This window comes from Bacillus nitratireducens (assembly GCF_036320425.1).
In the GTDB taxonomy this organism is placed as follows: Bacteria; Bacillota; Bacilli; order Bacillales; family Bacillaceae_G; genus Bacillus_A; species Bacillus_A nitratireducens.
Genome location: NZ_JAUMJO010000011.1, coordinates 24,707 through 44,722 on the forward strand (window position 1 = coordinate 24,707; position 20,016 = coordinate 44,722).

The 20,016-nt window shown below is 34.7% G+C and carries 17 protein-coding genes; 13 read left to right on the forward strand and 4 right to left on the reverse strand.

Features of this window, described 5'->3' with window-relative positions; translation table 11 throughout:
* The first annotated feature begins 15 nt into the window (after positions 1–15).
* The 4 genes from prpB to Q3V31_RS27140 all read left to right on the forward strand — a co-directional run bounded on the left by prpB (position 16) and on the right by Q3V31_RS27140 (position 5,196).
* Entirely contained in the window at positions 16–924 is a 909-nt protein-coding gene (gene prpB, locus Q3V31_RS27125; RefSeq protein WP_000312647.1) for a methylisocitrate lyase, read from the forward strand.
* Positions 925–1,079: 155 nt separating this feature from the next.
* Positions 1,080–2,789 (forward strand): acyl-CoA dehydrogenase family protein, encoded by a 1,710-nt coding sequence (locus Q3V31_RS27130; RefSeq protein WP_000416034.1) that lies wholly within the window; start codon positions 1,080–1,082, stop codon positions 2,787–2,789.
* A gap of 16 nt (positions 2,790–2,805) precedes the next feature.
* Positions 2,806–3,696: an NAD(P)-dependent oxidoreductase gene (locus Q3V31_RS27135; protein ID WP_000719405.1), complete on the forward strand. Its 891-nt coding sequence runs from the start codon at positions 2,806–2,808 to the stop codon at positions 3,694–3,696.
* 39 nt (positions 3,697–3,735) lie between these two features.
* Positions 3,736–5,196: a CoA-acylating methylmalonate-semialdehyde dehydrogenase gene (locus Q3V31_RS27140; RefSeq protein ID WP_000633354.1), complete on the forward strand. Its 1,461-nt coding sequence runs from the start codon at positions 3,736–3,738 to the stop codon at positions 5,194–5,196.
* Positions 5,197–5,257: 61 nt separating this feature from the next.
* Here Q3V31_RS27140 and Q3V31_RS27145 read toward each other — a convergent pair whose 3' ends face one another.
* The gene (locus Q3V31_RS27145; RefSeq protein WP_079999122.1) at positions 5,258–5,890 is read right to left on the reverse strand and encodes a LysE family translocator; all 633 of its coding nucleotides are present in this window, start codon (positions 5,888–5,890) and stop codon (positions 5,258–5,260) included.
* Positions 5,891–6,049: 159 nt separating this feature from the next.
* Complete coding sequence (locus Q3V31_RS27150) at positions 6,050–7,102, reverse strand: enoyl-CoA hydratase/isomerase family protein (RefSeq protein WP_000134895.1); 1,053 nt, start codon at positions 7,100–7,102, stop codon at positions 6,050–6,052.
* Between the two features lie 359 nt (positions 7,103–7,461).
* Between Q3V31_RS27150 and Q3V31_RS27155 the strand changes: the two genes are divergently transcribed.
* From Q3V31_RS27155 to Q3V31_RS27170, 4 genes are all read left to right on the forward strand, one after another.
* On the forward strand, positions 7,462–7,719 hold the full coding sequence (locus Q3V31_RS27155) for a hypothetical protein (RefSeq protein ID WP_001119412.1): 258 nt from the start codon (positions 7,462–7,464) through the stop codon (positions 7,717–7,719).
* Positions 7,720–7,904: 185 nt separating this feature from the next.
* Entirely contained in the window at positions 7,905–8,144 is a 240-nt protein-coding gene (locus tag Q3V31_RS27160) for a DUF2584 family protein (protein ID WP_000667340.1), read from the forward strand.
* 15 nt (positions 8,145–8,159) lie between these two features.
* Complete coding sequence (locus Q3V31_RS27165; RefSeq protein ID WP_329767530.1) at positions 8,160–9,317, forward strand: exonuclease SbcCD subunit D; 1,158 nt, start codon at positions 8,160–8,162, stop codon at positions 9,315–9,317.
* Positions 9,314–12,403 carry an AAA family ATPase gene (locus Q3V31_RS27170; protein ID WP_097872569.1) on the forward strand — a complete coding sequence of 1,030 codons (3,090 nt, stop codon included), beginning with the start codon at positions 9,314–9,316 and terminating at the stop codon, positions 12,401–12,403. Before Q3V31_RS27165 ends, Q3V31_RS27170 begins: the two co-directional genes overlap by 4 nt.
* Positions 12,404–12,701: 298 nt before the next feature.
* On the opposite strand, the gene Q3V31_RS27175 is transcribed toward Q3V31_RS27170, so the two are convergent.
* On the reverse strand, positions 12,702–12,875 hold the full coding sequence (locus Q3V31_RS27175) for a hypothetical protein (RefSeq protein WP_001143088.1): 174 nt from the start codon (positions 12,873–12,875) through the stop codon (positions 12,702–12,704).
* A 384-nt stretch (positions 12,876–13,259) separates the two neighbouring features.
* Here Q3V31_RS27175 and Q3V31_RS27180 point away from each other — a divergent pair, with 384 nt between their 5' ends.
* Positions 13,260–13,559 carry an ArsR/SmtB family transcription factor gene (locus Q3V31_RS27180; RefSeq protein ID WP_000207284.1) on the forward strand — a complete coding sequence of 100 codons (300 nt, stop codon included), beginning with the start codon at positions 13,260–13,262 and terminating at the stop codon, positions 13,557–13,559.
* A gap of 58 nt (positions 13,560–13,617) precedes the next feature.
* On the opposite strand, the gene Q3V31_RS27185 is transcribed toward Q3V31_RS27180, so the two are convergent.
* The gene (locus Q3V31_RS27185; RefSeq protein ID WP_000646796.1) at positions 13,618–13,803 is read right to left on the reverse strand and encodes a YkvS family protein; all 186 of its coding nucleotides are present in this window, start codon (positions 13,801–13,803) and stop codon (positions 13,618–13,620) included.
* Positions 13,804–14,447: 644 nt separating this feature from the next.
* On the opposite strand from Q3V31_RS27185, the gene Q3V31_RS27190 reads away from it, so the two are divergent.
* From Q3V31_RS27190 to Q3V31_RS27205, 4 genes are all read left to right on the forward strand, one after another.
* Complete coding sequence (locus Q3V31_RS27190) at positions 14,448–15,650, forward strand: L-lactate MFS transporter (RefSeq protein WP_000750123.1); 1,203 nt, start codon at positions 14,448–14,450, stop codon at positions 15,648–15,650.
* A 716-nt stretch (positions 15,651–16,366) separates the two neighbouring features.
* Positions 16,367–17,152: a 2,3-dihydro-2,3-dihydroxybenzoate dehydrogenase gene (gene dhbA, locus Q3V31_RS27195; RefSeq protein WP_016129371.1), complete on the forward strand. Its 786-nt coding sequence runs from the start codon at positions 16,367–16,369 to the stop codon at positions 17,150–17,152.
* A gap of 26 nt (positions 17,153–17,178) precedes the next feature.
* Positions 17,179–18,378 (forward strand): isochorismate synthase DhbC, encoded by a 1,200-nt coding sequence (gene dhbC / locus Q3V31_RS27200; protein WP_090813362.1) that lies wholly within the window; start codon positions 17,179–17,181, stop codon positions 18,376–18,378.
* Between the two features lie 12 nt (positions 18,379–18,390).
* Positions 18,391–20,007, forward strand: a complete 1,617-nt coding sequence (locus tag Q3V31_RS27205) for a (2,3-dihydroxybenzoyl)adenylate synthase (RefSeq protein ID WP_329767531.1) — start codon at positions 18,391–18,393, stop codon at positions 20,005–20,007.
* Positions 20,008–20,016 lie beyond the last annotated feature (9 nt).

The window sequence follows — 20,016 nt, forward strand, 5'->3', positions numbered from 1 at the left end:
TAGGGGGAATTTAGAATGGCTTGGGTTGTGAATAAACAGTCAACACAAGAGGAGCTTGCGAATCGCTTCCGAGCTTTAGTAGAAGCAAATGAAATTTTGCAAATTCCAGGTGCTCATGATGCAATGGCGGCTCTTGTTGCGAAAAATACAGGTTTCTCAGCTCTTTATTTATCGGGAGCTGCTTACACTGCAAGTAAAGGGCTACCAGATTTAGGCATCGTGACGTCTACTGAAGTAGCAGAGAGAGCAAGAGATTTAGTAAGAGCTACAGATTTACCAGTCCTTGTTGATATTGATACAGGATTTGGCGGTGTATTAAACGTAGCGAGAACAGCTGTAGAAATGGTAGAAGCGAAAGTAGCAGCAGTTCAAATTGAAGATCAACAATTACCAAAGAAATGTGGACATTTAAATGGTAAGAAACTTGTTACTACAGAAGAATTAGTTCAAAAAATAAAAGCGATTAAAGAAGTTGCACCAAGCTTATATATTGTAGCACGCACAGATGCTCGCGGTGTAGAAGGATTAGATGCCGCGATTGACAGAGCGAACGCATATGTAAAAGCAGGGGCAGATGCAATATTCCCTGAAGCACTTCAATCAGAAGAGGAATTCCGTCTATTTAATAGTAAAGTAAATGCACCTTTATTAGCGAATATGACTGAGTTCGGGAAAACGCCGTATTATAGTGCAGAGGAATTTGCGAATATGGGCTTCCAAATGGTTATTTATCCTGTAACTTCACTTCGTGTTGCAGCGAAAGCGTATGAGAATGTGTTTACTTTAATTAAGGAAACAGGTTCTCAAAAAGATGCACTTTCTAATATGCAAACGAGAAGTGAGTTATATGAAACAATTTCATATCATGACTTTGAAGAACTAGATACTGGAATTGCAAAAACAGTATTATCAGAGGATCAATAGATAAAACAACGAAGGCGATGAGAATACATCTTTGGCAAAACGAACTGCTTGATGTGAAAATTCATCGCCTTCTGTTTTCAATAAAAAGATATTCCACTCATCGTAGACGAGCATATGCAAAGAGCAATGAAGGCCGAAATGATAGGGGGATTCAGATGGAGAAAACGAAGTTACCTTGGGATGAATTTTTTTCACTCAATAAAGATGTGAACAATACTTACTTTACACCTGAAGATTTTTCAGGGGATGAAGATTTAATTGCAAAAACGACAGAACAATTCGTTAAACAAGAAATTGTTCCACAAATTGAGAATATTGAACAACATAACTATAAAGTTTCTCGTCAATTATTTGAGAAAGCTGGGGAACTTGGATTATTAGGCATTGAGGTACCAGAAGATTATGGCGGGTTCGAGTTAGGAAAGGCTGTCTCAGGTCTTGTAGCAGAAAAAATGGGTTACGCTGGTGCATTTAGCGTCTCTTTTAATATACACGCAGGTGTTGGTACGTTGCCTTACATATATTACGGAACGAAAGAACAAAAAGAAAAGTATTTGCCGAAAATCGCATCAGGAGAATGGATTGGTGCTTATGCTTTAACTGAGCCAAATGCTGGTTCGGATGCATTAAGTGCAAAAACGAGTGCAGTATTGAATGAAGATGGTACTGCTTGGAAGCTGAATGGTGAGAAGCAGTGGATTACAAATGCTCATATGGCAGATGTTTACGTTGTTTTTGCGAAGACAAATAAAGGAATGACAGCGTTTATTGTCGAAAGAACATGTGAAGGTGTATCTATTGGATTAGAAGAAAAGAAGATGGGGATAAAAGGTTCTTCAACAGCGACTCTTATTTTAGAAGATGTTGTTATTCCTGCTGAAAATGTTTTAGGGGAAGTTGGGAAAGGGCATCACGTAGCTCTTAATATTCTTAACTTCGCTAGACTAAAACTTGCTTTTGGAAATATTGGAACAGCAAAACAAGCAATCGGTTTGTCAGTTCAATATGGAAAAGAGCGAAAACAGTTCCAAACGGAATTAGTAGATTTTACGATGATTCAAGAGAAAATTGCAAATATGATCATTGCTACATATGGAGCAGAAAGTGCAGCTTACCGTACAGCAGGTGTAATTGATGAAGCAATTCATGAGAGTGATGAGGACCTTATGAAAAAAATGTCCCAATTTGCAATTGAATGTGCACTGAATAAAGTGAACGCTTCTGAAACACTTGCTTATATCGTAGATGAGGCTGTACAAATTCATGGTGGATACGGTTATATGCAAGAATACGAAGTAGAACGTTTATATCGTGATGCTAGAATTAGTCGTATTTTTGAAGGAACGAACGAAATTAATAGATTAACGGTTGCTAAAATGTTAATGAAACAATTCGAGCAAATTGAAGATCATGTAGTAGAAAGTGAGATATCAAATGTAGAAAGAAACCATCGTTACATTTTATTAGCGAAAAAATTGTTGAAACAATCTTTGAAAACGCTCTCTAAAACTCCGGGCTTAAAAATTGATCAGGAGCAAGAATATTCACGTGTATTATCAAATATGTTGACGGACGTGTACGTCATGGAATCAGCATTTTTACGTACGAGTAAAGCAATTAATAAAAATGGTGAAGAAAAAGAGCGTACGAAGCAAATGATAACAGATGTTATTTGTGAAGAAGGATATCGTAAAGTAGAAGAAGCTGCGATTTCCATTCTTTCAGCAGCTGTCACAGAAGAACAAAATAGACAAGAAATATTAGCTGAAATCCGTCAATTATTAGTGCCTTTATACTCGAACTTATTTACGAAAAAGAGAGACATTGCGAAAGTTATTATAAATCGCGGGAAATATATTGTGTAAATAGGAGGAAAGCGATATGAAAAAGATTGGTTTTATCGGCTTAGGTAACATGGGTCTTCCGATGTCTAAAAATTTAGTTAAATCAGGCTACACAGTATATGGAGTGGACTTGAATAAAGAGGCGGAAGCTTCCTTTGAAAAAGAAGGAGGAATTATCGGCCTATCAATCTCAAAACTAGCTGAGACGTGCGATGTGATTTTTACAAGTTTGCCTTCACCTCGTGCTGTGGAAGCGGTATATTTTGGGGCAGAAGGATTATTTGAAAATAGCCACTCGAATGTTGCTTTAATTGATACAAGTACAGTATCTCCACAATTAAACAAACAATTAGAGGAAGCGGCGAAGGAAAAGAAAGTAGACTTTTTAGCAGCACCTGTTAGTGGCGGGGTAATTGGTGCAGAAAACCGTACATTAACGTTTATGGTTGGTGGATCGAAAGAAGTATATGAGAAAACTGAATCTGTCATGGAAGTACTTGGAGCGAATGTTTTCCATGTTAGTGAGCAGATTGATAGCGGTACAACTGTTAAATTAATTAACAATCTATTAATTGGTTTTTATACAGCTGGTGTGAGTGAAGCTTTAACATTAGCGAAAAAGAACAATATGGATTTAGATAAAATGTTTGATATTTTAAATGTAAGTTATGGTCAAAGTAGAATTTATGAGCGTAATTATAAAAGTTTCATTGCATCAGAAAATTATGAGCCTGGCTTTACTGTAAATTTATTAAAGAAAGATCTAGGATTTGCAGTAGATTTAGCTAAAGAAAGCGAACTTCACTTACCAGTAAGCGAAATGCTATTAAGCGTATATGAAGAAGCAAGTGAGGCAGGATATGGTGAAAACGATATGGCTGCTTTATATAAGAAAGTTAGCGAACAATTAATTTCTAATCAAAAATAGTGCACTTATAAAAACCATGATAAAAAAGGAGAGAATATAATGATTACAACTGAAATTAAACGAGTAAAAAATCATATTAATGGTGAGTGGGTAGAGTCTACTGGTACAGAAGTAGAAGCAGTTCCAAATCCAGCGACTGGAAAAATTATCGCTTACGTTCCGCTATCTCCGAAAGAAGATGTTGAAAAAGCTGTTGAAGCGGCAAAAGCAGCATATGAAACATGGTCTAAAGTACCAGTTCCGAATCGTTCAAGACAATTGTATAAATATTTACAGCTTTTACAAGAAAACAAAGAAGAGCTTGCAAAAATCATTACGCTAGAAAATGGTAAAACACTAACGGATGCAACTGGTGAAGTGCAGCGTGGTATTGAAGCAGTAGAACTTGCAACATCAGCACCAAATTTAATGATGGGACAAGCTCTTCCGAATATTGCTAGCGGAATTGATGGGTCGATTTGGCGCTATCCAATCGGTGTTGTTGCTGGTATTACACCGTTTAACTTCCCAATGATGATTCCATTATGGATGTTCCCACTTGCAATTGCTTGCGGTAATACATTCGTATTAAAAACATCTGAAAGAACGCCACTTTTAGCAGAGCGACTTGTAGAGTTATTCTATGAAGCTGGTTTCCCAAAAGGAGTATTAAATTTAGTACAAGGCGGAAAAGATGTTGTAAATAGCATTTTAGAAAATAAAGATATTCAAGCTGTTTCATTCGTTGGGTCTGAACCGGTAGCTCGTTACGTATATGAAACAGGTACGAAACATGGAAAACGTGTACAAGCGTTAGCAGGTGCGAAAAATCATGCGATTGTAATGTCAGATTGCAATCTTGAAAAAACAGTACAAGGTGTAATTGGATCTGCGTTTGCAAGTAGTGGCGAGCGCTGCATGGCATGTTCTGTTGTAGCAGTAGTAGATGAAATCGCTGATGAGTTCATCGATGTACTAGTAGCAGAGACGAAAAAGCTAAAAGTAGGTGACGGTTTCAACGAAGATAATTATGTTGGACCATTAATCCGTGAATCTCATAAAGAACGTGTTTTAGGCTATATTAATAGCGGTGTAACAGATGGAGCAACTTTACTGGTCGATGGTCGTAAAATCAATGAAGAAGTTGGGGAAGGTTACTTTGTTGGTGCAACGATCTTTGATGGTGTAAATCAAGAAATGAAAATTTGGCAAGATGAAATTTTCGCTCCAGTATTAAGTATTGTAAGAGTAAAAGATCTAGAAGAAGGTATTAAGCTGACAAATCAATCGAAATTTGCGAATGGTGCTGTTATTTATACATCAAATGGAAAACATGCACAAACATTCCGAGACAATATTGATGCTGGTATGATTGGTGTAAATGTTAATGTTCCAGCACCAATGGCATTCTTCGCATTTGCAGGAAACAAAGCTTCATTCTTTGGAGATCTTGGTACAAATGGTACGGATGGCGTTCAATTTTATACACGCAAAAAAGTCGTAACTGAGCGTTGGTTTTAAGAAGTAGTATGTAAGTTGTTACAATAAAAAACCACTCTAAAGAGTGGTTTTTTATTGTGTATTAATTATTTCTTTCAAAGGCTAATTTAATACCAAATCCAATTAAGACGAGTCCTGTAACCCCTTGAATATAACGCTGTGTCTTCGGTTTTTTCATAAAAGCACTAATTTTATCAATTAAAAATATATAAAATGCAAACCAAATGACTGTTAAAATGAGATAAGTAAGTCCCATAACGAGAAGTTGTATAAATGTATTATGATTTGGGTTTAAAAACTGTGGTAAAAAAGTTAAAAAGAAAACTGCAACCTTAGGGTTTAGTAAATTTGTAAGAAACCCTTGGCGAAAGCAAGAAGTATGTTTATTTTCATTATTTGTTGGAACTTCATTTGTAGTTAAGTCTTCTGTGCTTCTTACTGCTAAAAGGGCTTTAATACCAATATAGACTAAATATACAGCACCAACATATTTAAAAATAGAAAATAAAAGAGCAGACTTTACAATAAGTGCAGAAAGACCAATTACAGCAGCTAAAGTGTGAATTAAAAGTGCAACACAAGTACCAAAAACAGTTTTTACGCCGCCGATTTTTCCAGCAACCAATGTATTTTTCGTAGCCATTGCTGTATCAGGACCGGGTAGAATAATAAGACATATAGACATGATAATAAACAAAAAATAATTTTCCATAATGTTATCCGCCTTCCTTTGTTGTTTTTAGAAAATTCGATTAACGTTAGTTTAACATATATTTTAGTTAAATAAAATTAAATTATATTTAAAATTATTTAACTAAAAAGAAGAGGTCATATAGAGTAGCTGAGAGTAAGCTACAATATATGGCCTCGTTGTTTAGGCGTTAAGTAAGTTAAAGAAACGATTTACATCTTCTTCTGAAACATCACTTAATTGTTTATATTTATAATTTGGATTTTGATCTTTATCAACTACAACGGAGCGTACTCCTTCAAAGAAATCTTCATGTCGCATGAAGTTTTTAGCGAGTATAAGGTCTGTCGCGAAACATTCTTCAACTGACTTTTCTTGGCCATCAATAAATTGTTTTAATGTTACTTTTAATGAAACAGGGGATTTTGATAATAGCTTTTCTTTCGTTGCTTGGGCAAAGGAACTTGGATCTTTCTCTAACGATTGAATGATTCCCTCAATTGTATCGAATGCAAAATGCGAATTAATTTCTTCTAATGAAGAAGAAAGATTGCCATCTAAGTTTGGAGCAGTTGCAAATGTACGAATAACTTCTTTTAAATGAGTATGTACATCTTCTTTATTCCAATTTACATTTTCAAGTGCGGTAAGGAAATTTGGTAATGAATCTGATGTCATAAAATAATCAGCAGCGTTTATATATAATACATCAGGAGCTTTTAAAATGGATGCTGTTAAAGCAACATATCGGCCAGTAGATCCTGGAGCTTTATTTAAGAAATAAGCAGCACCGACATCTGGGAAGAAACCGATGTTCATTTCAGGCATTGCCCACTTCGTACGTTCTGTTACAATTCGATATTTAGCTCCATTTGTCAGACCAACACCACCGCCCATTACGATTCCATCTAAACAGGCGATAATTGGTTTTTTATATTGATAAATAAATGTATCAATTTCATATTCTTCTTCAAAAAATTGTTCTGCATGCTGTAATGCAATCTCATTTGAACGTGCTTCGTATAGCGTTTTAATGTCGCCACCTGCACAAAAACCTTTCGTTCCAGCTCCTTTTAAAACGATAACTGTAATCTGATCATCTTGTTCCCATTCTTTAAGTTTTTGCCCAATTGGTTTTAACATGTCATAGGATAAAGAATTAAGTGCCTTTGGACGGTTTAAAGTAATAGATGCAACGCCGTTTTCGCTAACAGAAAATAAAACGTGTTCAGTCATTATAAATCCTCCCTTACATATCTTCCTATTCTTATTTCTTGATACATGATGAAATGTCCTTTATAAATTTGTCTAATATTGGCGCTATAAGGATTAATAGGTACTCCGCATATTTTGACGAGTTATATTTGCAGGATTTTGAAGAATGAAGAGGAATATTACAACATTACTGTAAGCGCAATTATTTGGAATTATAGTGTTGAAGGCGCTATTATATGTATAATTTATATTGAGTTATTATGTGTGGCGTAACAATTTATTAAAGAGTGGATGTAGAAAAGATTAAAAAGCTGAATTGTCTAACTTTTAAAGAACGTGGGGTTTGTATATAATTAGAAATAGAGAAAGGAGAGATCGGAATGCCAGGACCTTTACTATTGTCGGTAATTATTTTGTCATCTCTTATGGTAGGAATTACACAGTATTTTCATCATACAGATACGACAGAAGAAGTGAAGGATAAGGTGCGTCTCGTGTTTCCGATTTTTATAATATCTATTTCCATATGTTTTTTACTAAATAAAGATGGGTATGTAGTGGCCGTCTTCGCGTTTTTTGTAGCGATTGTCTTAATAACTGTATTGTACTACGTTATGAAAGAGTACTTACAAAAATAAGGATGCCTAAATGGCATTTTTATTTTTGTAGATTTAAAATTTCACATACCGTACTTTATGTAAAAAAAACATAAAATACTTATAATTAAAAAAGTGTGTACATCGTAGTGTATTTACTTGTCAATCTTGCATGACCACTATACTATTAAAATGTAGAGATTAGAAAAAAAGGGGTTGTATCTAGCATGAAATTTGAGATGCACACAAAAATTATTTCAAATGAAAAAGAAGTAAGATTACATATAGAAGATAATTTATTCCAATTAAATTTAGATGGTTATCATCTATTTACTGTTCAAGAAATATTGCCTTTATATAAATCAAACGAAGAAAGAATCGGTAGTGCAATTGTCCAAAAGTTAGAATGGGAGAACGGAAAAACTACACTAAACTATCAGCTCGTTTCACTACAATCAGTAAACTAAAAGGAGAAGGATAATATGAAGTTTTTTCATACAGCAGATTGGCATTTAGGTAAGCTTGTTCATGGTGTATATATGACTGAAGATCAAAAAATTGTGTTAGATCAGTTTGTACAAGCTGTTGAAGAAGAAAAACCGGATGCTGTAATTATTGCAGGAGATTTATATGACCGAGCAATTCCACCTACAGAAGCAGTAGACTTATTAAATGATGTATTACAAAAAATAGTTATTGATTTACAAACACCAGTAATCGCAGTTGCAGGAAACCACGATAGTCCGGACCGTATACATTTTGGTAGTAATTTAATGAAAAAACAAGGATTACATATTGTTGGACAATTCCAGTTTCCATATAATCCTGTTGTTTTAAATGATGAATACGGAGAGGTTCATTTCCATCTCATTCCGTATGCGGATCCAAGTATTGTTAGACATATATTGAAAAATGAAGATATTCGTTCTCATGATGATGCGATGCGTATTTTTATGAATGAACTTTCTGAAACGATGGATAAAGAAGTGAGACATGTATTTGTAGGACATGCATTTGTAACTTCTTCAGGAGAGGCTGAGGAAAATACAAGTGATGCGGAACGACCACTTTCAATTGGTGGTGCTGAATATGTAAATAGCCATTATTTTGATAAGTTTCATTACACGGCGCTTGGTCATTTACATCAAGCGCATTTTGTACGTAATGAGACAATTCGTTATTCAGGTTCGCCACTTGCCTATTCTATCTCTGAAGAAAAACATAAAAAAGGATATTATATTGTGGAACTGGATGAAAAAGGTGAAACAACAATTGAAAAACAGTTACTTACACCACGTCGTAAAATGCGTACAGTAGAAGCAAAAATAGATGACTTATTACATCATCCAGTAAATGAGGATTATGTATTTGTGAAATTATTAGACGAAAATCCAGTCTTGCAGCCAATGGAAAAAATACGTTCTGTATACCTAAATGCAATGCATGTTGAAAGATCTATTCAAAGACGAGAGTTCACAGATGAAAATGAAGTAACTATTTCAAGACATAAAACGGATGATTTATCACTTTTAAAAGCTTTTTATAAAGAAATGAAAGGGTTAGAGTTATCAGAAGAGAAAGAACGTCTATTTATAGAGGTATTACAAACAGTGCAAGAACGGGAAGGTGAGCGAGAATGAGACCGATTCAGCTAATTATGACAGCATTTGGGCCCTATAAACAGAAAGAAGTAATCGATTTTAACGATCTTGGAGATCATCGTATCTTCGCCATTTCTGGGAATACAGGAGCTGGAAAGACAACGATTTTTGATGCGATTTGTTATGTGTTATATGGAGAAGCTAGTGGGGAAGAGCGTAGTGATACAAGCATGCTCCGTAGTCAATTTGCTGATGATAATGTTTATACAAGTGTGGAATTAACCTTTCAATTAAAAGGGAAAAGATATGAAATAAAGCGACAACTGGGGCATAAAAAACAAGGGAATAAAACAATTACAGGACATGCAGTTGAATTATATGAAGTAATTAATGAAGAAAAGGTTCCTTGTGTCGATCGTTTTCATGTAACGGATGTAAATAATAAAGTTGAAGATTTAATTGGATTAAGTAAACATCAATTTAGCCAAATAGTAATGTTACCGCAAGGAGAGTTCCGAAAGCTATTAACGTCTGAAACAGAAAATAAAGAAGAGATTTTACGTCGTATTTTTAAAACAGATCGTTATAAGTTAATGCGTGAGTTACTTGATCAAAAACGAAAACAATGGAAAGACGTCTTACAAGAAAAGCAGAAAGAACGAGAGCTATACTTCCGTAATGTTTTTAAATTACCAATTCGCGATGGATCATTATTAGAGACATTAGTGGAACAAGAACATGTAAATACGCATCAAGTAGTAGAAGCATTAGAACAAGAAACAGCTGCGTATAAGGCAGAGGTTGAGCAATTACAAGTAGAACAAGATGTTCAAACGAAGCAATTAAAGGATGCTGAAACACGTTTTCATGCAGCGAAATCTGTAAATGAGAAATTTATAGATTTACAACAAAAGAATGAGAAATATAATACTTTACAAGAAAAACGTACAGTTATTGAAATGAAAGAAAAATCTTTTAAACGTGCGGAACAAGCAAAGCGCTTATTACCATTTGAACAATGGTACGAAGAAGCAATGCAAAATGAGCGGAAGGCTGAAAGTTTGTTAAAACAGATAATCGCCAAAAAAGAAAATATAACGAATAACTTTGAACTTGCTCAGGAGAAATATGAAGCAGTAAAGAATAAAGAGCCTGAGAGAGAAAATGCAAAAAAACTCGTTCAAAGATTAGAAGAGTTACAACCGATCATTGCATCATTAGCTGAGAAACAGTTGAATTTACAAAATACAGAAATTCAAGTAGAGAAATTAAAAGAAAGTATGCAAAACTTAGATCGACAATTAGAGGAGCATACAAATCAAAAACAGCTAATGTCTGATGAATTACAGCAATTAGAAGTAGCGCTTGAACAATATGTAGCTAAAGTAGAAGAACTAACGAATATGCGAGAAGATGCAAAAATTTTAAAGCAAGCATATGATGTTTGGCAAGAAAAACAAAAATTCGAGCAAGAAAAAGAAGCGGCATATAATAAGATGCAATTGGCAGTTAACGCATATGAAAATATGGAACGTCGCTGGTTAAGTGAACAAGCTGGTATATTAGCTCTTCATTTACATGATGGTGAATCTTGTCCAGTATGTGGTAGTACGAACCATCCGAAAAAAGCTACAGAGCAAAGTGATGCGATTGATGAGAAAGAGTTAAATGATTTAAGAGACAAGAAGAATGTTGCTGAAAAATTACATGTTCAATTAGAGGAGAAATGGAATTTCTATCAGCTTCAATATGAACAGGTAATAGAAGAAGTTAAGAAGCGAGGCTATCGCTCGGAAGAATTAGTTGAAACATACAGTGCGCTTGTTCAAAAGGGAAAACAAGTAGCAACTGAAGTGAATACGTTAAAAGCAAGCGAAGAAACGCGTAAGCAAACTGCTGTGAATATAAAAAGCGTAGAAGAAAAAGTAGATGTACTTCAGAAACAAAAGCGTGAGGTAGAAATAGAGCAGCACCGTATAGAAATTGAGTGTATGCAGCTTCGTACGTCATATGAACATGATAAGAAAAGTATTCCTGAAAGCTTACAAACAGTACAAGCTTGGAAAGTTCAGTTTGACCAAGCTATGCATGAACTCAGATTAATGGAAGACGAATGGAAGAAAGTGCAGGAAGCGTATCAACATTGGCAAAATGAAAATATACGTATTCAAGCAGAACAGGAAAGTGCTTCTAATCAATTTGAAAGTACAAAAGTGAAGAAAGAAGAGACTTTCGCGCGCTTTATGAAAGAGCTTGAACAGAGCGGATTTACAGATCAAATCATGTATAAAGAAGCTAAATTAAATGATATCGAGATGGAGATGTTACAAAAAGAAATTCAAAGTTATTATTCATCTCTTGAAGTGCTTGCAAAACAAATTGAAGAGTTACATGCTGAATTAAAAGATAAAGAGTACATGGATATTACGGCATTAGGTGAACACATAACAGAATTACAAATTAATCTTGATATAATAAAAGAAAAACGTCAACGTGCGCAAAATGCGGTAACATATATTTCTGATTTACATGAAAACATTAAACGAATTGATGAACAAATTCATGAGGAAGAAAAAGCATTCCAAGAACTTGTTGATTTATATGAAGTAATGAAAGGCGATAATGAAAGTCGTATATCCTTTGAACGTTACATCTTAATTGAGTATCTAGAACAAATCGTTCAAATCGCAAACGAACGATTACGTAAATTATCAAATGGACAATTTTATTTAAAACGAAGTGAACGAGTTGAAAAGAGAAATCGACAAAGTGGATTAGGCTTAGATGTATATGACGCATACACAGGTCAAACCCGAGATGTAAAAACATTATCTGGCGGTGAGAAATTTAACGCATCACTTTGCCTAGCACTTGGAATGGCAGACGTAATTCAAGCGTATGAAGGTGGTATTTCCATCGAAACGATGTTTATCGATGAAGGGTTCGGTTCATTAGATGAAGAGTCATTAACGAAGGCAGTTGACGCCCTAATCGACTTACAAAAATCAGGCCGCTTTATCGGTGTCATTTCACACGTTCAAGAGCTGAAAAACGCAATGCCAGCTGTATTAGAAGTAACGAAGCAGAAGGATGGGTGTAGTCAGACGAGGTTTGTAGTGAAATAGGTCGATTTTTTCGGTTTTTATTACTAGTCACAGTTTTGGTCACGCTTTTCGAATACCTCGTCGAGCTTTTCTGAAATTGTTCTTTAATGTTAATTACTTTAGGAAGGGGAGAGATTATATGTTCCCTTCCTCATTTTTTGCGTTTTTCTTCAAAGTTTGTGAAACGAGTTCTGCTCGATCTCTAACTTTACTAGAAATCTTGCAAAAGAGAAGTAGATAATTTCTGCAAGTGGATTAAATGTGGACATTATGACAAACAAAAGGCAGTTTCACATTGAGACTGCCTTTTACTATATATCTATGAGTTGTCTGAAGAAGGTGGCGTATTTGCCAAACGGTTATAACTTTTAAAAGCTGAAATCGCAGATATAACACCACCTGTTAAAAATAAAGCTGAACCACCAACTAAAATAATACGACTGACATATGTTTCACGAGCTTCTTCAACTTGTTCTTGTGATGGTGTTGGCATTATAATTCCCCCTCAATAATAATGTGTTTTGTAATAGTATATACAAATGCCTAACATGTGTTAAAAACGCTAGATAGTTAATTATCGGTAGAATTATTAGTTCTGTAAAAAAATATAGAAAGTTAAATGAATCCTATAGTATCAAAAAACGTTATAATTATTTGAAAAATCTTCACCCTAAATTTATGCGAACTTCACATACAGCACAAATTGAAATTATATTATGTATATGTACCAAATAAATCAAATTTTATAACATTTGTGTTTTTAAATGATGAAAATCCGATTATTCCTATATAAGGGTCTTAATTGTATGTTAGAGATATCATTTTATTTAGAAGCAGTTATAAATAAAAAGGAATTCAAATAAAAGGGGAATGTCTTATGACAACACATACGAGCGAGATAAAAAAAAGTGTAGTAACTGAAGAAGATGTGGATATTTTAAAAATAATGGCGCATCCAATACGATTACAAATCGTAAATGAATTAAGTGCACGCAAAACTTGTAATGTAACACAATTAACAGAAATATTAAATATTCCTCAATCGACTGTTTCGCAGCATTTATCAAAAATGAAAGGTAAAGTGTTAAGAGCTGAGAGAAGAGGGTTAGAAATTTATTATTACATTAATAATTTAAAAGCAAGCAAGATTGTTAGTGTTTTAGGATATATAAATTAATGAAGTGTTATTATACAAAATAGCCTCCGCTGTTAAGCAGGGGCTATTTTGTATTGTTTTATTTATTTGCATTTAAAATTTTATAATTTTTATGATTTACAATTGTTCGGTCAAATTCAAAAGTACCACCGCTCACATCTGTAACTTCAACTAAGACCGATTCAGTGTATAGTTTTAGTACAGATCCTGTAATCTTTAAGTTACTTCGTTGAAATAGTATAGTATCCCCTACGTTTGCTTTCATAGTACCTCCTTATAAAAGACGGAATTGTTTGTTTATTATATATATTAAACCACGTATAGATATATTAGTGAATGTTTAGTTTTATTTATCAATAAAATATTTGTTGTTTAATAAACTGAAAGTGCAACATTATGTAAATAGATTGTATATTTTCTATTTTTATGTACGAAATTGGAAATACAAAAAGAGTGGGATTTTTGAGCACAAGCCTTGTAACGAAAAGCCAGTTTATAGGACTATTAAATGACTTGTATCAAGGAATGCGGGCGCAACAGGTTACAAAGCTGGAGCGTTAAAAAGAATATGGTGTTTTTTTGTTGTATAGGATAATCAAAATTTTGGAGTCTAGCCATGGTGTAACAGGGCGCATAACTTTTTATAAAAGAGGATATGAAAACACACATAAGTCGTATTGATGTAAAACATTATAAAAGCTGTTACGTATTTAACAAGTAGTTTTTTGTATTTCACCCTTCGTTTTCTGTAACTGATTCCATATTTTTGACGCTCTATCTTGTAAGTGCTTACATAAGTGAAAACATCTTATACAATGAAGTTGTTAAATCGAATGAGGTGGCGAAAATGAAAATAAAAAAAGCATATTTAGCGAATAGCATTGAAATAGAAAGAGGAGGCGGAATGATATGAAAAAATCAACTGTTAATCCATGGCTTGTTGTCCTTGGCACAGTCATAGTACAAATGGGGCTTGGGACGATATATACATGGAGTTTATTCAATCAGCCATTAGTTAGTAAATACGGTTGGAGTCTAAACGCTGTTGCTATAACTTTCTCAATTACTAGTCTTTCCTTAGCATTTTCAACTTTATTTGCGAGTAAATTGCAAGAAAAATGGGGACTTCGTAAACTTATTATGATAGCTGGACTAGCATTAGGACTAGGATTAATACTTAGTTCACAAGCTTCCTCATTAATATTGCTTTATGTATTAGCGGGAGTTGTTGTAGGTTATGCAGATGGTACAGCATATATCACTTCACTATCCAATTTAATAAAGTGGTTTCCAGAGCGTAAAGGTTTAATTGCTGGTATTTCTGTCTCTGCATATGGTTCGGGTAGCTTAATCTTTAAATACATTAATGCACAGTTGATTGAATCAGTTGGTGTATCACAAGCGTTTATATACTGGGGTTTAATTGTTACAGCTATGATTGTAATTGGCGCATGTTTAATCCATCAAGCTGCTGATCAAGGTGCAGTTCATGAAACAAAAACTAAGGAATATACAACAAAAGAAATGTTAGGCACAAAACAAGTATACTTATTATTTATTATGTTATTTACATCATGTATGAGTGGCTTATACTTAATTGGTATGGTAAAAGACATCGGTGTTCAACTTGTAGGGCTTAGCGCAGCAACAGCAGCTAATGCGGTGGCTATGGTTGCAATTTTCAATACATTAGGTCGTATTATTCTAGGACCGTTATCAGATAAAATCGGCCGTTTAAAAATCGTTACTGGTACTTTTGTTGTTATGGCGGCTTCAGTCTTAGTTTTAAGTTTCGTAGATTTAAATTATGGTATCTACTTCGTCTGTGTAGCAAGTGTAGCGTTTTGCTTTGGTGGAAATATCACTATTTTCCCAGCTATTGTTGGTGATTTCTTCGGTATGAAAAACCATAGTAAAAACTACGGAATTGTGTATCAAGGATTTGGATTTGGAGCGCTCGCTGGCTCCTTTATCGGTGCAGTTCTAGGTGGATTCAAACCAACATTCATGGTGATCGGCGTATTATGTGTCGTATCATTTATTATCGCAATTTTAATTCAAGCACCTAATCAGAAAAAAGAAAAAGAAGAAGAGTATCGCAGTGTAGCGTAAGTATTTAAATTTTCTATAGCACTAAGGCAACTAAAAAGTACCCTATAAAATAGGGTGCTTTTTTCCGATACATAATAAAATTACGAAAGGGAAGTGGATATCGAACCACTTTCCTTTTTTATTTATGAACTAATTTTAATAGTTTTTCTCTAACCGGTCTTTATTATTTACGGAATTTTACTGATAAAAGAGTTATTAAAATACCTGATTGGATTATATTGGAATATTATTGAGTCACGCATAATATATGAAAATCTTAGATTATATATAAGATATGCATTGAGAAATGAAAGATGTAAAGTAAAATATTTTCAGAAAAATATTGAGAAAAGAAAAACTTAAATTTTTGATAAAGTATTGTGGGCGAAGAAATCTACAGGTTCTCTTTTTCAATTTCAAAAAAGATGATAAGGAATTATGGATTAAATTTTTATTTAAAGTACGTTTTAATGCTTATGGATGCAGTCTGGCATAGAAACGTAAAAAATATTTTATCTGAAAAATAAAAAAAGATTGACAAGTATATTGAGAAACATTATCATTTCGATGTAGATAGAGAAAATGAAAATCATTATCAACGGGTTTGATTTGATGAAAAGTACACTTGACCAATTAGTTTAGTAAGTGTATTATTTTTTACATCATAAGTGATAATGAAAATCGTTATCATTTGTGTTGTTAAACTTGATTAATTTTTATATGAAAGGATAGAGGAAATGAGCCTAGGGGAATTTGATGGAAAAACCGTTTTAGTAACAGGTGCAGCGCAAGGTATAGGTAGTGTTGTAGCAAAAATGTTTTTAGAAAGAGGAGCTACAGTTATTGCGGTTGATCAAAATGCAGAAGGGCTTAATATGTTCTTAAATCATTATGCACTAAATGAAAACCGTATTAAGACGTTTCATTTAGATGTGAGTGATAGTGCCGCTGTTGAAGATATGATAAACGGTATTGAAAATGATATAGCACCAATAGATATATTAGTAAATGTTGCTGGTGTTTTACGCATGGGAGCGATTCACTCTTTAAGTGATGAAGATTGGCATAAAACATTCTCTGTAAATACTACAGGAGTTTTCTATATGTCCCGAGCAGTAAGTAAACGTATGATGGTAAGAAAGTCAGGGGCAATTGTTACAGTTGGCTCAAATGCGGCAAATACTCCGAGAATGGAGATGGCTGCGTATGCTGCATCAAAAGCTGCAACGACGATGTTTATGAAATGTTTAGGGTTAGAACTTGCAGCGTATAACATTCGCTGTAACTTAGTTTCTCCAGGTTCTACTGAAACTGAAATGCAAAGATTATTATGGGCTGATGAGAATGGAGCTGAAAATATAATTGCTGGTTCTCAAAATACATATAGAATCGGTATACCGTTACAAAAAATTGCACAACCTTCAGAAATTGCTGAAGCAGTATTGTTTTTAGCCTCTGATAAAGCGAGTCATATTACAATGCACAATTTATGTGTCGATGGCGGAGCTACATTAGGAGTTTAATAAAAAATTCAGGAGGTTTTAATACTATGAATGAACTTATAGCCGTAAAGGAACTGTCAGAAGAATTATTAGAAGATTATAAAACTGAATCTTCGTTCTTTTTCGCTTCACCAACTCGAACGATATTGACAGAAGGAGAGTTTACTACAGTAAAGCATCATGAAATTGAAAGTTTTCCAGAACTTGTACAAGCGGTATTAAGCAATGCAAAACAAGCTGGAAATCCGAATCCTATCGTTGTTGGTGCTTTGCCTTTTGATCGTAGAAAAGAAGTTCAACTTATCGTACCAGAACATAGTAGAATTACTGAGCGTTTACAGTTAGAGACAACAAATGAGATAAAACGAAATGAGAAACTGACATTCGAAATGACACCGGTTCCAGCTCCTGAAGTTTATATGAATGGTGTGAAGCAAGGAATTGAAAAAATTCAGGACGGAGATTTAAAGAAAATCGTTCTATCTAGATCGTTAGATGTTAAATCTTCAGAGAAGATTGATAAACAAAAACTACTTCGCGAATTAGCAGAGCATAATAAGCACGGTTATACATTTGCTGTTAATTTACCGAAAAGTGAAAACGGGAATAGTAAGACATTAATTGGGGCAAGCCCTGAATTACTCGTTTCACGTAATGGTATGCAAGTTATTTCTAATCCATTAGCTGGTTCAAGACCACGTAGTGATGATCCATTGGAAGATAAGAAAAGAGCAGAGGAGTTACTTTCTTCTCCGAAAGATTTACATGAACATGCGGTAGTAGTGGAAGCGGTTGCTGCTGCGCTTCGTCCATACTGTCATACATTACATGTTCCAGGAAAACCATCCGTTATTCATAGTGAAGCGATGTGGCATTTGTCTACTGAAGTGAAAGGTGAACTAAAGGATCCAAATACTACTTCTTTGGAATTAGCGATTGCTCTTCATCCTACGCCAGCAGTTTGCGGAACGCCGATGGAAGAAGCGAGAGAGGCTATTCAAAAAATTGAGCCATTTGACCGTGAATTCTTTACAGGAATGCTAGGATGGAGCGATTTAAATGGAGATGGTGAATGGATTGTTACAATTCGCTGTGCTGAAGTGCAAGAAAATACACTTCGATTATTTGCAGGAGCAGGAGTTGTTGCTGAGTCAAAACCAGAAGATGAGTTAGCAGAAACATCAGCTAAGTTCCAAACAATGCTGAAGGCTTTAGGACTAAGAGATAATTCGCTGAATGAAAAATAGGGGGAAGAAAGAATGTTAACAGGTTATACGGAATGGCCAGAAGAATTTGCAAATCGTTATCGAGAAGAAGGATGTTGGCTTGGAGAAACATTTGGTTCGTTATTAAGAGAGCGTGCTGAAAAATATGGAGATCAAATTGCGGTTGTAAGTGGTGATACGCATATAACATATAGTGAGCTTGATAAAAAAGTAGATCGCTTAGCTGCAGGCTTACTGAATTTAGGAGTAAAGCAAGAGGATCGAGTTGTAATCCAATTACCTAACATTATCGAGTTTTTCGAAATATGCTTTGCGCTATTTCGCATTGGAGCACTTCCTGTTTTTGCACTACCTTCACATCGAAGCAGTGAAATTAGTTATTTTTGTGAGTTTGGTGAGGCGAGTGCATACGTTATTTCAGATAAGGCTCTCGGCTTTGATTATCGAAAACTAGCAAGAGAAGTGAAAGAGAAAGTGCCCACTTTACAACATGTAATTGTAGCGGGAGAAGAAGAAGAGTTTGTGAACATAAGTGATCTATATATAGATTCCGTTCCATTACCAGAAGTTAAGCCAAGTGATGTTGCGTTTCTCCAATTATCGGGAGGGACAACAGGGCTTTCTAAATTAATTCCTAGAACGCATGATGACTATATTTATAGTTTACGTGTTAGCGCTGAAATTTGTAATTTAAATGCAGAGAGCGTCTATATGGCAATTCTTCCAGTAGCACATAATTACCCGATGAGTTCTCCAGGGACATTTGGAACTTTCTATGCAGGTGGAAAAGTAGTGTTGGCAACTGGAGGGAGTCCAGACGAGGCATTTGCACTTATAGAAAAAGAAAAAGTTACGATTACCGCCCTCGTTCCGCCATTAGCAATGATTTGGCTGGATGCGGCATCTTCCCGTAATAACGACTTATCGAGCTTGCAAGTGATTCAAGTAGGAGGTGCGAAATTTAGTGCCGAAGTTGCAAAGCGTATTCGCCCTACATTTGGATGTACGTTACAGCAAGTGTTCGGTATGGCAGAAGGGTTAGTAAATTACACGAGATTAAATGATCCTGAAGAAATCATCATTCATACACAAGGTAGACCGATGTCTACATTCGATGAAGTACGGGTTGTTGATGAAAATGATAACGATGTAAAACCTGGTGAAGTAGGGAGTTTATTAACAAGAGGGCCATATACAATTCGAGGCTATTATAAAGCAGAAGAGCATAATGCACGATCATTTACAAAGGATGGATTTTATCGCACAGGTGATCTTGTAAAAGTAAATGAACAAGGTTACATCATTGTAGAAGGTAGGGATAAAGATCAAATTAACCGTGGTGGTGAGAAAGTTGCTGCGGAAGAAGTGGAAAATCATCTATTAGCACATGATGCGATACATGATGTAGCGATTGTATCGATGCCTGATGATTATTTAGGAGAACGTACTTGTGCCTTTGTTATAGCTCGAGGACAAGCTCCAACAGTAAGCGAATTAAAAATGTTTTTAAGAGAACGCGGTATAGCAGCTTATAAGATTCCAGATCGAATTGAATTTATTGAATCATTCCCGCAAACAGGTGTTGGAAAGGTAAGCAAAAAAGAGTTACGTAAAGTCATTACTGAAAAACTTATTACGGCAAAACGATAAAAAATATAA